The 14,173-nt window shown below is 65.8% G+C and carries 13 protein-coding genes; 11 read left to right on the forward strand and 2 right to left on the reverse strand.

The features are described from left to right. Positions 1-15 precede the first annotated feature (15 nt). The gene (locus AC6JAC_RS15885) at positions 16-597 is read right to left on the reverse strand and encodes a GtrA family protein (RefSeq protein WP_028270433.1); all 582 of its coding nucleotides are present in this window, start codon (positions 595-597) and stop codon (positions 16-18) included. Positions 598-827: 230 nt separating this feature from the next. Between AC6JAC_RS15885 and AC6JAC_RS15890 the strand changes: the two genes are divergently transcribed. The 6 genes from AC6JAC_RS15890 (at position 828) to AC6JAC_RS15915 (ending at position 7,586) form a co-directional block, all read left to right on the forward strand. Continuing rightward, complete coding sequence (locus tag AC6JAC_RS15890; RefSeq protein ID WP_497966841.1) at positions 828-1,976, forward strand: 5-(carboxyamino)imidazole ribonucleotide synthase; 1,149 nt, start codon at positions 828-830, stop codon at positions 1,974-1,976. Beyond that, positions 1,973-2,566, forward strand: coding sequence for a 5-(carboxyamino)imidazole ribonucleotide mutase (gene purE, locus AC6JAC_RS15895; protein WP_051628797.1), 594 nt, complete (start codon positions 1,973-1,975; stop codon positions 2,564-2,566). The genes AC6JAC_RS15890 and purE overlap by 4 nt, the downstream gene beginning before the upstream one ends. Before the next feature lie 7 nt (positions 2,567-2,573). After that, positions 2,574-4,217 carry an LCP family protein gene (locus AC6JAC_RS15900; RefSeq protein ID WP_497965387.1) on the forward strand — a complete coding sequence of 548 codons (1,644 nt, stop codon included), beginning with the start codon at positions 2,574-2,576 and terminating at the stop codon, positions 4,215-4,217. A gap of 54 nt (positions 4,218-4,271) precedes the next feature. Further along, on the forward strand, positions 4,272-5,522 hold the full coding sequence (gene manA / locus AC6JAC_RS15905; RefSeq protein WP_497965389.1) for a mannose-6-phosphate isomerase, class I: 1,251 nt from the start codon (positions 4,272-4,274) through the stop codon (positions 5,520-5,522). Between the two features lie 4 nt (positions 5,523-5,526). Then, positions 5,527-6,474 carry a lipid II:glycine glycyltransferase FemX gene (locus AC6JAC_RS15910; RefSeq protein ID WP_497965391.1) on the forward strand — a complete coding sequence of 316 codons (948 nt, stop codon included), beginning with the start codon at positions 5,527-5,529 and terminating at the stop codon, positions 6,472-6,474. Between the two features lie 161 nt (positions 6,475-6,635). Then, positions 6,636-7,586 carry an endonuclease domain-containing protein gene (locus AC6JAC_RS15915; RefSeq protein WP_051628798.1) on the forward strand — a complete coding sequence of 317 codons (951 nt, stop codon included), beginning with the start codon at positions 6,636-6,638 and terminating at the stop codon, positions 7,584-7,586. A 64-nt stretch (positions 7,587-7,650) separates the two neighbouring features. On the opposite strand, the gene glpX is transcribed toward AC6JAC_RS15915, so the two are convergent. Continuing rightward, positions 7,651-8,673 (reverse strand): class II fructose-bisphosphatase, encoded by a 1,023-nt coding sequence (glpX, locus tag AC6JAC_RS15920; protein ID WP_028270439.1) that lies wholly within the window; start codon positions 8,671-8,673, stop codon positions 7,651-7,653. 192 nt (positions 8,674-8,865) lie between these two features. Between glpX and AC6JAC_RS15925 the strand changes: the two genes are divergently transcribed. The 5 genes from AC6JAC_RS15925 (at position 8,866) to AC6JAC_RS15945 (ending at position 14,143) form a co-directional block, all read left to right on the forward strand. Beyond that, positions 8,866-9,573 carry a DUF4245 domain-containing protein gene (locus AC6JAC_RS15925; RefSeq protein WP_043438140.1) on the forward strand — a complete coding sequence of 236 codons (708 nt, stop codon included), beginning with the start codon at positions 8,866-8,868 and terminating at the stop codon, positions 9,571-9,573. 9 nt (positions 9,574-9,582) lie between these two features. Continuing rightward, positions 9,583-10,197: a carbonic anhydrase gene (locus AC6JAC_RS15930; protein ID WP_028270441.1), complete on the forward strand. Its 615-nt coding sequence runs from the start codon at positions 9,583-9,585 to the stop codon at positions 10,195-10,197. A gap of 87 nt (positions 10,198-10,284) precedes the next feature. Beyond that, the gene (locus tag AC6JAC_RS15935; RefSeq protein ID WP_028270442.1) at positions 10,285-11,712 is read left to right on the forward strand and encodes a class II fumarate hydratase; all 1,428 of its coding nucleotides are present in this window, start codon (positions 10,285-10,287) and stop codon (positions 11,710-11,712) included. A gap of 155 nt (positions 11,713-11,867) precedes the next feature. Then, entirely contained in the window at positions 11,868-12,533 is a 666-nt protein-coding gene (locus tag AC6JAC_RS15940; RefSeq protein WP_028270443.1) for a TetR/AcrR family transcriptional regulator, read from the forward strand. Then, positions 12,530-14,143: an MDR family MFS transporter gene (locus AC6JAC_RS15945; RefSeq protein WP_043438142.1), complete on the forward strand. Its 1,614-nt coding sequence runs from the start codon at positions 12,530-12,532 to the stop codon at positions 14,141-14,143. The genes AC6JAC_RS15940 and AC6JAC_RS15945 overlap by 4 nt, the downstream gene beginning before the upstream one ends. Positions 14,144-14,173 lie beyond the last annotated feature (30 nt).

The following is a 14,173-nucleotide window of genomic DNA, read 5'->3' on the forward strand; positions in this document are numbered from 1 at the left end:
GCAGCTCCGGCCGTCCTAGCTGCGGGGCGGGCCGGGGAGGTCCGGATCCTGCACCTTGGCCAGCTCGTCGTTCGCGGGAACGCGGACCGCGTGCTTGTCCTGGTGGTGGTGCAGTTCGATGATCTCGTGGTCATGCGAGAACGACGGCTCTTCGTCCAGTTCCTTGTTGAAGACGAGGAACCGGTAGGCGAAGAAACGCACCACGGTGGCCACGAGGATACCCGCCACGCCGGCCAGGAACAGCATGTTCTTGTCCGTGATGCCGAATGAATACTTGGCCAGGGCGGTGAAGCCGGTGGAGATGCCGATACCGATGCCGTTGATCAGGATGAACATGAAGAATTCGCGGATCACGTTGTCCTGGCGGCGGTGGCGGAACGTCCAGAACCGGTTCGCGATCCAGGAAAAGACCGTGGCCACCGAGGCGCCCACGAACCGTGCCTTGGCCTCGCTGTCAGTCATCGGGCCGTGCATCAGGTAGTACGTCAGGCCGTTGTCGATCACGAAGGCGACACCGCCGACGGCGCCGAACTTGGCCACCTCGCGCCAAAAAAGCGAGGCGAGTCCGCGCAAACGTTCTGCAAGTGTGTAAATCATGACCCTCCATGGCCGTCTGAGATTTCGGGCCACAGGGCCGGGTACCCATTTTAGCCCGTTAGCTGGAAACAGTCTGAACGGGCCGGGCAGCCCAGCCTCCCGCCGGCTCTAAATAACGTAAATTCCGGGCCGAAACGGTGGTGAAGCCCGGAACTCCCCTGCACTTCTGTAGGCTGGTTCTTGTGACTTTTCCAGTAATAGGCGTAGTTGGCGGCGGCCAGCTTGCCCGCATGATGGCCCCCGCCGCAACGGCCCTGGGCTTTGAACTACGTGTCCTGGCCGAGGGCGAAGACGTGTCCGCGGTCTCCGCCGTGCCGACGTCGCCGGTAGGTGATTACAAGGACCTCGACGCCCTGCTGGAGTTTTCCCAGGGCCTCGACGTCATGACGTTTGATCACGAACACGTCCCGAACGACCACCTGCGCGCGCTGCAGGAGGCGGGGGTCAACGTGCAGCCCGGCCCCGACGCGCTGGTGCACGCACAGGACAAACTCGTGATGCGCGCCGCCATCGACAGGCTGGAGCTGCCGAACCCGGCATGGGCCTCTGTCGCCGACGTCGATGCCCTGGTTGCCTTTGGCGAGCAGACCGGCTGGCCGGTGGTGCTGAAAACGCCCCGCGGCGGTTACGACGGCAAAGGCGTCCGCATTGTCGGCTCGGCTGAGGAAGCCGCCGATACCGACGACTGGTTCGCGGCCATGTCTCCCCTGCTGGCCGAGGCCAGGGTGGAATTCAGCCGCGAACTGTCCGCACTCGTCGCGAGGACACCGGACGGCGAATCCCGCGCCTGGCCGGTGGTCCACACCATCCAGGTGGACGGCGTCTGCGACGAAGTGATCGCCCCCGCCCAGGACATCCCCCTCGAGGTGGCGGCGGCCGCCGAAGACGCCGCAATCCGGATCGCCAACGAACTGGGCGTCACCGGCGTCATGGCCGTGGAGCTCTTCGAGACCCCCGGCGTCGGGTCCGGCTTCCTGATCAACGAACTCGCGATGCGTCCGCACAACACCGGCCACTGGACCCAGGACGGATCCGTCACGAGCCAGTTCGAACAGCACCTGCGCGCGGTACTGAACCTCCCGCTCGGCGCCACCGACGCCCTGGGGCCGGTTGTTGTGATGAAGAACTTCCTCGGCGGAGACAACCAGGAACTGTTCTCGGCCTACCCGCTGGCCATGGCCAGCGAGCCGGCCGCGAAAATCCACTGCTACGGCAAAGCCGTCCGGCCCGGACGGAAGATCGGCCACGTCAATCTGGTGGGCGCAGCCGCTTCCGACGTCGATTCCGTCCGGCAGCGTGCCACCACCGTCGCCAACATCATCAGGGACGGCCGTGCTCCGGCCCGAACAGCACCAGGGAATTCCGAGGAAACCGCATGAGCACGCCTGCAGCAGCAATCCACCCGGCTGAAACCGACGCCGCGGCGCCGATCGTTGGCCTCGTGATGGGCTCCGACTCGGACTGGCCCGTCATGGAAGCCGCCGCCGAGGCCCTGGCCGAGTTCGGCATCCCGTTTGAAGCCGATGTGGTCTCGGCCCACAGGATGCCCACCGAAATGATCCGCTACGGCCAGACGGCCCACGAACGGGGGCTGCGCGTCATCATCGCCGGAGCCGGCGGCGCGGCCCACCTGCCCGGCATGCTGGCATCCGTCACCCCGCTGCCTGTCATCGGTGTCCCCGTCCCGCTGAAGACGCTCGACGGCATGGACTCGCTGCTGTCCATCGTCCAGATGCCCGCCGGTGTTCCGGTGGCCACTGTCTCGATCGCGGGCGCACGGAACGCCGGCCTGCTGGCCGTCCGGATGCTGGCCTCGGGCACGGACGACCTGGCCGTCCGCCTGCGCGAGGACCTGGTGGAGTTCGCCCAGGAACTCAACGACGTCGCCACCCGCAAGGGCGCGGCGCTGCGGCACAAAGTCAGCGAAGTGTTCTCCGACGGCAACGTCGTTCTCCGGGGCAGCCGTTAGGAATCAGATGACCACTAGCCACTCCCGTCCCAAGGCACCGCAACCGGCACTGACGGACCCCGTCCGCCATCCGGCGAATGCCCCGGCTCCGGTGAGGACCAAACGCGCGTTCGTCCTCCTGCTGCTGACCCTGCTCGTCCCCGGCAGCGCCCAGATCGTGGCCGGCGACCGCAAATTGGGAAGGATCGCCCTCCGGGTGACGTTCGCCGCCTGGGCACTGGCGATCGCGGGACTGGTGCTGCTGCTGGTGAACCGCACGCTCCTGATCGGCATCCTCACCAACACGGTGGCTTCGCTCCTGATCATCGCCCTCCTCATCGCCCTCGCAATAGGCTGGGCCGCGCTGTTCGTCAATACGCTCAGGCTCATCCGGCCGGTCCTGCTGGCTCCCGGGATGCGGCCCATCGTCGGCGTCGCCCTGGTCCTGGCCATGGTGCTCAGCAGCGGCACCCTGGGCTACGCGGCCTATGTGCTGAATGTGAGCCGGAACGCCATCGGCAGCATCTTCTCCGCCGGACCCGCCATTGATCCCGTGGACGGCCGCTACAACTTCCTGATGATGGGCGGCGACGCCGGAGACGACCGCACGGGCCGCCGTCCGGACAGCCTCTCCGTCCTCAGTGTCGACGCCAAGACCGGCCAGACCGCCATCATCTCGGTGCCGCGCAACCTGCAGAACGCACAGTTCAGCGAAGGCTCGCCGATGCGGCAGATCTACCCGGACGGCTACGACTGCGGCAACGAGTGCCTGATCAACGCCATCAACACCGAGGTGACCAACGAGCACGCGGACCTCTATCCCGGCGTCGCCGATCCCGGCGCCCAGGCAACCCTCGAGGCTGTCTCGGGCACGCTCGGCATCACCGTCCAGGCCTACGTCCTGGTGGATATGGACGGCTTCGCCAAGCTCATCGATGCCATGGGCGGCATCAGGATCAAGGCCGGCGGCTGGGTGCCGCTGAGCGGGGACATGGTTGACGAGGCCAACGGCATCCACGGCATGCCCCTCGGCTGGATCCCGGCCGGCGAGCAGCACCTGAACGGCTACCACGCACTCTGGTACGGACGCTCCCGCGAATTCGTGGACGATTACGCCCGCATCCAGCGTCAGCAGTGTGTCCAGCAGGCCATGCTGAAGCAGCTGGACCCGGCAACGCTGCTCGCCAAGTTCGAGGACATCGCCAACGCGGGCACCAAGGTGGTGGACTCCAACATTTCCGCGAGCCAGCTCGGCAGCTTTGTGGACCTGGCCATGAAGGCCAAGGGCAAGGAAGTCAGCCGGCTGACCATCGGACCGCCTGATTTCGACGCATCCTTCTCCACCGTGCCGGACTTCGACCAGATCCACCAGAAGGTGGACCAGCTGCTGGCCGCACAGTCCGGGAAGTCGGCCGGGGCGGCCGGGGATCCCGCTGGCGGGGACAGCATCGTGCAGGCCGGAACGGCGGCGGGCCATCTGATGGCAGCCGCACCGGCGGCGCCCCTGACACAGCCGGCCCCCTCGCCGTCGTCGTCGGATTTCACACCGGTAACCACCACTCCCGACGGCGAGCCGATCACCGAAGAGATGCTCAACCAGTTCAAGCGTGAGGGCAACGAGCAAGCGATCCGGGACCTTGTGGCCACGAACGGCCAGTGCCGCCCGCTCTGAGCGCCCACGCCCCTTCCGCCGTAACTGCTGTACTGAGATAAAGGACACCAGGCTTTGTACGAAATCGAGAATGTCCTCCGGCCCTATGCCTGGGGCTCCACCACGGCAATTGCCGGCCTGCTGGGCAGGCAGGCCTCCGGCGGTCCGGAAGCGGAACTGTGGGTGGGCGCCCACCCGGACTCGCCGTCCGTGGCAGTTGCGGCCGACGGCGGTCCGCTGGCTTTGGATGCGCTGATCAGCTCCGATCCGGACCACCATCTGGGAAGCGCCAGCGTGGCGGAGTTCGGCCCGCGCCTGCCGTTCCTCCTCAAGGTCCTGGCCGCCGAGAGCCCGCTGTCGCTGCAGGTCCACCCGACGCTGGAGCAGGCACGGGCGGGCTTTGCCCGCGAGGAGGCAGCCGGCGTCGACCGTTCCGCGGCCGAACGGAACTACAAGGATGACAACCACAAGCCGGAGATGATCTTCGCCCTGACGCCGTTCGAGGCGCTGTGCGGCTTCCGCCCGGCTGCGTCCACGCGTGCCCTCTTCGAGCACCTGGCGGCGTCCATGCGCGCGATGTCGCTGGAGGTTCCGCACGTGTTCCTCGACGTCGCGGAGGACCTCGCCGGCCCCGTGGAACACGATGCCCTGAAAGCCGCCTTCACCCGGCTCATCGGCGGCGGCCACGCCGTCTCGCACGCCGTGCGCGAACTCGTGGCGGCACTCAAGGCCGGGCTGCCGATGTCCCCGTACCAGACCGAACTGTCCACCGTGGTCAGCCTGCACGGCCACTACCCCGGCGACCCCGGCGTGCTGATCTCGCTGCTCCTGAACCGCATCTCGCTGGCGCCCGGCGAGGCCGTGTACCTGCCGGCCGGCAATGTCCACGCCTACCTGCACGGGCTCGGCATCGAGGTCATGGCGTCGTCGGACAACGTGCTCCGCGGAGGCCTGACGCCTAAGTTCGTGGACGTTCCCGAACTCCTGGCAACCGTGGAGTTCGAGTCCGTGGGCGTGCCGATGCTTGCCGCAGAGAGGTCTGAGCTGGGCCAGGAACTCTACCGGCCCCCGTTCCGTGAATTCCAGCTGCAAAGGATCGAACTGGAACCGGACGGCGGCCCCGTCCCGCTGGCACAGTCCGGCGCGGCAGTGATCATCGTGGTCTCCGGCTCGGTGCTGCTCGACTCCCCCAAGGGCGATCTCCATCTGGACCGCGGCGCGAGTGCCTTCCTCCCGGCCGCCGAGGCACCGGTCAACGTCCACCCCGCAGCGGGCTCCGCGGGGACCGCCGTGGCCTTCGCCGTGACCACTGCCGTAGGGGCTTGATCCGGTGGAATATTTCCTGCAGACCCCGCAGTGGGCCGACGTCCAGCGTTCCCTCGGGCGCACGGTGCACGAACAGTCGGGTCCCGGCTGGAGTTTCCTCGCCGTGGAGGAAAAAAATCCGGCCGGCAAGGTCCTTTACGCCCCGTACGGCCCTATTGCTGAATCACTCGAAGCGTTCGACGCCGCGTTGGCCGCCCTGGTGGGACTAGCCCGCAAGTGCGGTGCGGCGTTCGTCCGGATCGAGCCGGTCAGCGCCGGGGTCGACAACGCGGCATCCGAAACAGTGCTGCGCAGCCGCGGCCTGCGGCCGGCTCCCGTCAACCAGCAGCCTGAACTGAGCTGGATAGTGGACCTGGACCGGGACTTCAAGGAGGTCCTGGCCGGTATGAAACCCGTGAACCGGAACCTCTACCGGAACATCCACAAGAAGGACGTGACCTTCCGGACGTCGCAGGATCCCGACGAGATCCGCGTGCTGTTGAATTTCCTGCACATGACGGCCAAGCGGAGCGGATTCAAGCCGCAAAGCGATGAGTACCTTAGCCAGGTGGCCCGTTCCCTGATGCCTGCGGGCGCGGCCACGCTGTTCATCGCCGAGCGCCATGGCGGTCCCATCGCCGCGGCCCTGGCCTACGACTCCGCCGACACCCGCACGTATGCGCACGCAGCCCTGGATGACGCGCACCGGAAGCTCAGCGCGGGTATTCCGCTGCTGGTGACGCTCATGGCGGATGCCAAGGAGAAGGGCCTGAAGTACGTGGACCTGTGGGGCGTGGCACCGGAGGACGAGCCGAACCACAAGTGGGCCGGGTTCACGGCGTTCAAGAAGTCCTTCGGCGGGCGCGAAATCGCCTACCCCGGCACCTGGGACCTGCCCGTGAAGAAACTCCGCTACGGGGCCTACCAGCTCGCCCGAAAGGCCCGGGAGAAGCTCCGCGCCCTCCGCAGCTGACCCACCCCCTGAGCGCGAACGGACACTTAAGGCCCACCCCCTGAGCGCGAACGGACACTTGAGGCCCACCGTTTGGGGATCCAACTGTCCGTTCGCGCATCGCCCGGAATCCGGCCTGTGGATAACGTCTTCGTGCGTTACTGGCCGGTGCAGACTGAAGCATGCCCGTCACGCGCCTGCCCCAGGAATTACTCACCGGTTCCTTCACTGACCTTGCTGCCCGGGACCTTGGTGTCACCCGAAAGCGGCAGAGGCAACCCGACGTCGCCATACCTTCACGGGGCATCCGTGTCCCATTTGGCGGCGCTGGCGGGCCGGCTGCAAGCCTCCGTGCCTATACGGAACTGGACAGCAAATCAGTCCTGACCCACCATTCCGGAGGCCGCATCTGGGAGTGCGCCTTGCCGGCCTGGATGCAGGAGGACTGGCGGATCCATATTGCCAGGGAACGGAACGGCAGCAAGCCGCGGCGACGCAACGTCGTGGGTCACCGTCTGACGTTCAAGGCAGGGGAGGTTGTGATGCACGACGGCGTCCGGGTCACCTCGCCGGCGAGGACGTGGCTTGACCTCGCGTCGCTAATAACCGTCGATGACCTCATCGCAGCTGGCGATTCGCTGGTCTGTGCCCATGGCCCTGACTTTCCCCGGCCGAAGGATGGCCTCTGTACGGTGGCCGAACTGCGTCGGATGGTCGGCGCCCATCCGGGAATGCGCGGGATGAAGACCGCAAGACTGGCTCTCACTGAAATACGAGTGGGCGCCGACTCCCCTCAGGAGACCCGGATGCGGCTGGTCCTGGCCCGCTCCGGCTACGGCGAACCTGTTCTCAACTACGTCATCAGGAACACTTGGGGACAGCCGGCGGTGTGGCCGGATGCGGCCTACCCGGAGCAACGGATCGCGTTTCAGTACGACGGGGGCCACCACGCCGAACCGCTCCAGATCAGCAGCGACGTCCGCCGTCAGGCCCTGACTCAACGGCTTGGCTGGCGTGAAATCAGGGTCTACAAAGAGGATCTCGACGGCGACAAACCGTTCCTGCTCGACAAGGTCCGGGCGGCCGCGATGCCCAGCGCCGAACGGCAAACAACAGCGCGAACGTACACTTGAGGCCCCGCTAGGCGGGGGCCTCAAGTGTACGTTCGCGCTGAATGAAGCGGGCGACGCAGAAGGGCTAGCTCTTGCGGGCGTAGCCTTCCCACTTGCTGGCCTGGTGCTCGCCGTCCACGAAGCGGATGGTGCCGGACTTGGACCGCATGACGATCGACTGGGTCAGGACCTTGTCCTTGGAGTAGCGCACGCCCCTGAGCAGGTCGCCGTCGGTGATGCCCGTGGCCGCGAAGTAGCAGTTGTCGCTCGAGACGAGGTCGTTCGTGGACAGGACGCGATCGAGGTCGTGCCCGGCGTCGATGGCCTTCTGCTTCTCGTCATCGCTGGTGGGCCAGAGGCGGCCCTGGATGACGCCGCCGAGGGACTTGATCGCGCACGCGGCGACGATGCCTTCCGGCGTTCCGCCGATGCCCATGAGCGCGTCCACGCCGGTACCGGAGCGGGCTGCGGCAATGGCGCCGGCGACGTCGCCGTCCATGATGAACTTGGTCCGTGCACCGGCTTCGCGGATTTCCTCCACAAGCGGGCGGTGGCGGTCCCGGTCCAGGATCATGACGTTCAGCTGGTTGACCTTCACGCCCTTCGCCTTGGCGATTAAGTGCAGGTTCTGCTTGACCGGGAGGCGCAGGTCGACCATGTCGGCAGCTTCCGGGCCCGTGACGAGCTTCTCCATGTAGAACACGGCGGAGGGGTCGAACATGGAGCCGCGCTCGGCCACGGCGAGGACGGCGAGGGCGTTGTTGATGCCCAGGGCGGTCAGTCGGGTTCCGTCAATGGGGTCGACGGCGACGTCGCACTCGGGGCCGGTGCCGTCACCGACGTGCTCGCCATTGAAAAGCATGGGAGCTTCGTCCTTCTCGCCTTCACCGATAACCACAACGCCGTTGAAGTGGACGGTCTGCAGGAAGGAGCGCATGGCGTCGACTGCTGCGCCGTCAGCCTTGTTCTTGTCGCCGAAGCCAACCCAGTGGCCGCCGGCAATTGCCGCAGCTTCGGTGACGCGCACAAGTTCAAGGGCAAGGTTGCGGTCCGGTTCGTCAATGCCTACGGCAAGCGACGGCGAAATCGTGGAGTACTGCTGGGTCATAGGCGCTGGTGACACGTGAACCTCTTCTTCGAGTGGCGATCATTGAACCCGTGCGGCCGGTACAGTCCGTCACGGTGATTCCTCTGTCACTGATCATAGTCGCGAGAGCATCCGAAGGTCATGGGATGACCGGCCCGTGATACCCGGCGTTTCCTCACCCCTGAATTGCAGGAATGTGAGAACGGCATTCCCATGGGCGACTATAGAAGCGTGAGCGAAACGCAGGACAAGTCCACCCCCGACAACCAAACGGCCAGCACGGGCTTCCCCGCGGCCACCAACGGCACCCCCGATGCACCCGTCGTGAAGCCCGTTATCCGCGCGGCGGCGGCGAAAAGGGCCAATGCCTCAGTCATCGGCATGATCATCGCCCTGGTGGTGAGTGTCGCCGCGTTCCTCCCCATCGTCCTCATGAACCCGTCACCCAAGAGCGACGGCTACCGCCCGAACGTCAATGTCAGCGCCGTGGCCCAGAACGCCGCAGGTGTGGCGGGATTCACACCCGTGGCCCCCGAGACCGGCGACACATTCAGCCCGAATTACGCCCGCTGGGAGTCCGGCACCGGCAGCGGCGTGCCCACGTGGGAGGTCGGATACCTCACACCGAAGGAATCCTTCATCGGACTGGTCCAGACTGCCCAGGCAAATCCGACCTGGCTGCTTCAGCAGACGAACAATGCCCCGGTCACCGGAAGCCGCAACGCCGGCGGCCTGGACTGGGAACTCCGCGACACCGGCAAGGGCGAGCGAAGCATGGTCCTGGTCCACAAGGGCACCACCGTCATCCTGACCGGCACCGCGCAACTCGACGAGTTCGCCGTCCTGGCAGACGCCGTCGTGAAGTCCATGGAGAGTAACGCTGCCGCCACAGTTTCACCCTCGGCCGCACCTTCACCGTAAAGTGGCCCCGTGGCTACTTACTTGACTCCCGCGCTGGCTTGGCGGCGACTGCGCGAAGGAAACGAACGCTTTGTCGCCGGAGAATCCTCCCACCCCAACCAGGACGCATCACGCCGTTCCTCGCTGGTAGAGAACCAGCACCCGTTCGCGGTGATCTTCGGCTGCTCGGATTCGCGCCTCGCCGCTGAGATCATCTTCGACCTCGGCCTGGGCGACGCGTTCGTTGTCCGCACGGCCGGCCAGGTCATCGACGACGCCGTGCTGGGTTCCCTCGAATACAGCATCGGCGTGCTGGGTGTGCCGCTGATCGTGATCCTTGGCCATGACAGCTGTGGCGCCGTGAGTGCCACCAAGGACGCCGTTGAGACAGGCAAAATGCCGGTGGGATTCATCCGCGACCTCGTGGAGCGGATCACGCCGTCCGTACTGACCTCGTTGCGCAACAACGAAACCGAGGTCAACGACATGGTGGTGGAGCACGTCAAGCAGACGTCACACCGCCTCGTGGACAGCTCCCGTGTGATTTCCAGCGCAATTGAGACCGGACGCGCGGCGGTGATCGGCCTCTCCTACAGCCTCAAAGAGGGCCGGGCGGACCTCGTTTCGGGCATCGGCGAACTCTAGGTCGCCGGTGCGCGGGCGGCCGCCCGCCGCCCGACTCAAGCGCTTCACGGTTTCAGCCAACGCCGCCAATCGCCCTAAGCTAGCCCCATGACTTCCACTGAAGAATTCCGCATTGAACATGACACGATGGGCGAAGTCCGCGTCCCCGTGAACGCCCTGTACCGTGCCCAGACGCAGCGTGCAGTTGAAAACTTCCCCATCTCCGGCAAAACCCTGGAACGCGCACACATCGAAGCCCTCGCACGGGTCAAGAAGGCTGCCGCCCAGGCCAACGCAGAACTTGGAGTGCTCGACGGCGAGCTGGCCAAGGCGATCGCGGACGCCGCCGATGAGGTTGCTGCCGGGAAGTACGACGGCGACTTCCCCATCGACGTCTTCCAGACCGGTTCCGGCACGTCCTCCAACATGAACACCAACGAGGTCCTCGCCGAACTTGCCACCCGCGCCCTGAAGGCCGCCGGCAGCGACAAGGTGGTCCACCCGAACGACCACGTCAACGCCTCGCAGTCCTCCAACGACGTGTTCCCCACCTCGGTCCACGTTGCAGCCACCTCGGCCCTGATCAACGACCTCATCCCGGCCCTCGGCTACCTCGCCGAATCGCTGGAGCGCAAGGCCGTGGAGTTCAAGGACGTCGTCAAGTCCGGCCGCACGCACCTCATGGACGCCACCCCGGTGACCCTGGGCCAGGAGTTCGGCGGCTACGCCGCACAGGTCCGCTACGGCATCGAACGCATCAACGCCTCGCTCCCCCGCGTGGCCGAAGTTCCCCTCGGCGGAACCGCTGTGGGCACCGGCATCAACACCCCGGCCGGTTTCCCGGAGCGCGTCATCGAACTGCTGGCAACCGACACCGGCCTGCCCCTGACCGAGGCCCGTGACCACTTCGAGGCCCAGGCCAACCGCGACGGCCTCATCGAAGCCTCCAGCCAGCTGCGCAACATCGCGATCTCCTTCATGAAGATCAACAACGACCTCCGCTGGATGGGTTCCGGCCCCAACACCGGCCTCGGCGAAATCGCCATCCCGGACCTGCAGCCGGGTTCCTCGATCATGCCGGGCAAGGTTAACCCGGTCATCTGCGAGGCGTCCATCATGGTCTGCGCCCAGGTCATCGGCAACGACACCGCCATCGCCTGGTCCGGCACCAACGGCGCCTTCGAACTGAACGTCGGCATCCCCGTGATGGCTGCCAACCTGCTCGAATCCGTCCGCCTGCTGGCCAACACCAGCCGCGTCATGGCCGACAAGATGATCGACGGCATCACCGCCAACGTCGAGCGCGCGCGCTTCCTGGCCGAGGCCTCGCCGTCCATCGTCACCCCGCTGAACAAGTACATCGGTTACGAGAACGCCGCCAAGATCGCCAAGACCGCGGTAGCCGAGGGCCTCACCGTCCGCCAGGCCACCGTGAAGCTTGGCTTCGTCGGCGAGGGCGAAGGCAAGGTCACCGAAGCCGATCTCGACAAGGCGCTGGACGTCACCACCATGACGGCTCCGGCCCACAAGGCATAAGTCCCCACCGCCTCCTGAAGTACGACGGCGGCCGCTCACCTTCATCGCGAAGGTGGGCGGCCGCTGGCGTTTAAGGCAGCCCCTGCCGGGTGGGATCCAACTGTCCGCTCGCGCAAAAATTGCACTAATTCTTGATTGGTGCAAAACTTTACTTTGTGAATAATAGTGCAATAAGCGACGGCGGGCTCCGCGAACGCAAGCGCGCGGCAACGCGTGCGGCGATCACCGCCGTCGCGCGCAAGCTGACCGCCGAACGCGGGCTCAACGGCTACACCGTCGAAGAAGTCTGCGAGCAGACGGACATTTCCCGCCGCACCTTCTTCAATTACTTCCCCACGAAGGAAGACGCCATCCTCGGCCACGTGGACGACGAAATTCCCGGCGACGTCATCGAGGGCTTCATCCGCGGCGGCGAGTCCTCCGCGCCCGGCGAAATCTCCCCCACGCTCTTCCAGGACCTCATCGCACTTTCGTTGAAGCTGTCCGAAAACATGGCCGCCTCCGAAGAGGAGACCCGGCAGCTGATCGGGGTCATCAAGAAGGAACCCCAGCTCATGCTGAGGATCATCGGTGCCACCGAGGAACGTGAGGCGGAGTTCGCCCGGGTCCTGGCCATCCGCGAAGGTGTGGAGCCCGGCCACCCGGTGGTCCAGATGGCCGTCGTCCTGTTAGGCAACATCGCCCGCAAGAGCAGCATGGCCTATTTCTCCGACGGCAACACCCGCACTTACCAGGAACTGTTGCTGATGAACGTCTCAGCCGCCCGCCAGCTCTTTTCCCTTCCCTTTGAAGAACCCGTACCCGCAGAAGGACGCCCATGAGCACCGCCGTCAGTCCCAAGGCAGCCGAGCCGCTGCTGCTGACCCAGAAACGCATCTGGATCATTTTTTCCGCCCTCATCGCCGGCATGCTGCTTTCCAGCCTTGACCAGACCATCGTCTCCACCGCCATGCCCACCATCGTGGGGAAGCTCGGCGGAGTGGAACACCAGGCCTGGATCACCACCGCCTACCTGCTGGCCACCACCATCGTCATGCCCATCTACGGCAAGTTCGGTGACGTGCTGGGCCGCCGCAACCTGTTCCTCGTGGCCATTGCCCTGTTCACCCTCGCTTCCGTCGGCTGCGCCTTCGCGACCGACTTCTGGGGCTTCGTGGTCTTCCGCGCCATTCAGGGCCTGGGCGGCGGCGGACTCATGATCCTCTCGCAGGCCATCATCGCGGACATCGTGCCGGCCAAGGACCGCGGCAAGTACATGGGCCCGCTGGGCGCCATCTTCGGCCTCTCCGCGGTCGCCGGACCGCTGCTGGGCGGCTACTTTGTGGACCACCTCACCTGGGAATGGGCTTTCTACATCAACATCCCCATCGGCGTTGCGGCCTTCACCATTGCCTGGTTCACCCTGACACTGCCGAACAAGAAAGCCGAAAAGCGGATCGACATCCTGGGCGTGCTGCTGCTCTCCGCCGCCACCACCTGCCTGATCTTCTTCACGGACTTCGGCGGCAAGAAGGACGAGGGCTGGGATTCGCCGCTGACCTGGGCCTTCGGCGCCGGGCTGGTACTCGCCGCTGCCGCCTTTGTGATGGTTGAACGCCGCGCCGAGGATCCCATCATCCCGCTGGGCCTGTTCAAGAACCGGATCTTCGTGAACTCGACGGCCATCGGCTTCACCCTTGGCCTGGGCATGTTCGCGGCCATCGCATTCGTCCCCACGTTCCTGCAGATGTCCTCCGGGACCTCCGCCGCGGAATCCGGCCTGCTGATGCTGCCCATGATGGCGGGCCTGATGGGCATGGCCATCTACTCCGGCATCCGGATCTCCAAGACCGGCAAGTACAAAATGTTCCCCATTCTGGGCGCCGCCCTCACCATGGGCGCCATGCTGTGGCTGACCACGCTCACAGCGGACACGCCCATCTGGGTCATCTGCGTCCAGCTGTTCGTCTTCGGCGCCGGGCTGGGCTCCATCATGCAGGTGATCGTCCTGGTGGTGCAGAACTCGGTGCCCGCCGAGCAGATCGGCACGGCCACCAGCACCAACAACTACTTCCGCGAGGTGGGTGCGTCCCTCGGCGTGGCCGTGTTCGGCTCCATCTTCACGTCCCGGCTGGCAGAATCCCTCACCAAGGCGTTCACCGGGGCAGGCGCCTCCGCCGACCAGGCAGCGCAGTCCACCCAGACGCTGGACCCGCAGGCCCTGAGCCAGCTCCCGGAACAGCTCCGGGACGCCATCGTGAACGCCTACGCTGATTCGCTGGCACCGGTGTTCTGGTACCTGCTGCCGTTCCTCGGGATTGCGCTGATCCTCGCGCTGACACTGAAGCAGATCCCGCTCTCCGACACCGCCGGAATGGTGGCCCGGGGCGAGGCTGTGGGTGGCGAGGAAGCAGAACGCCTCGAGGCCGAACGCCAGTCCGCCTCAGTCTAGGAAGCCGCCCTGAGGGGCTCCCGCAGCAGG

This window comes from Arthrobacter sp. KUASC02, from assembly GCF_059739395.1.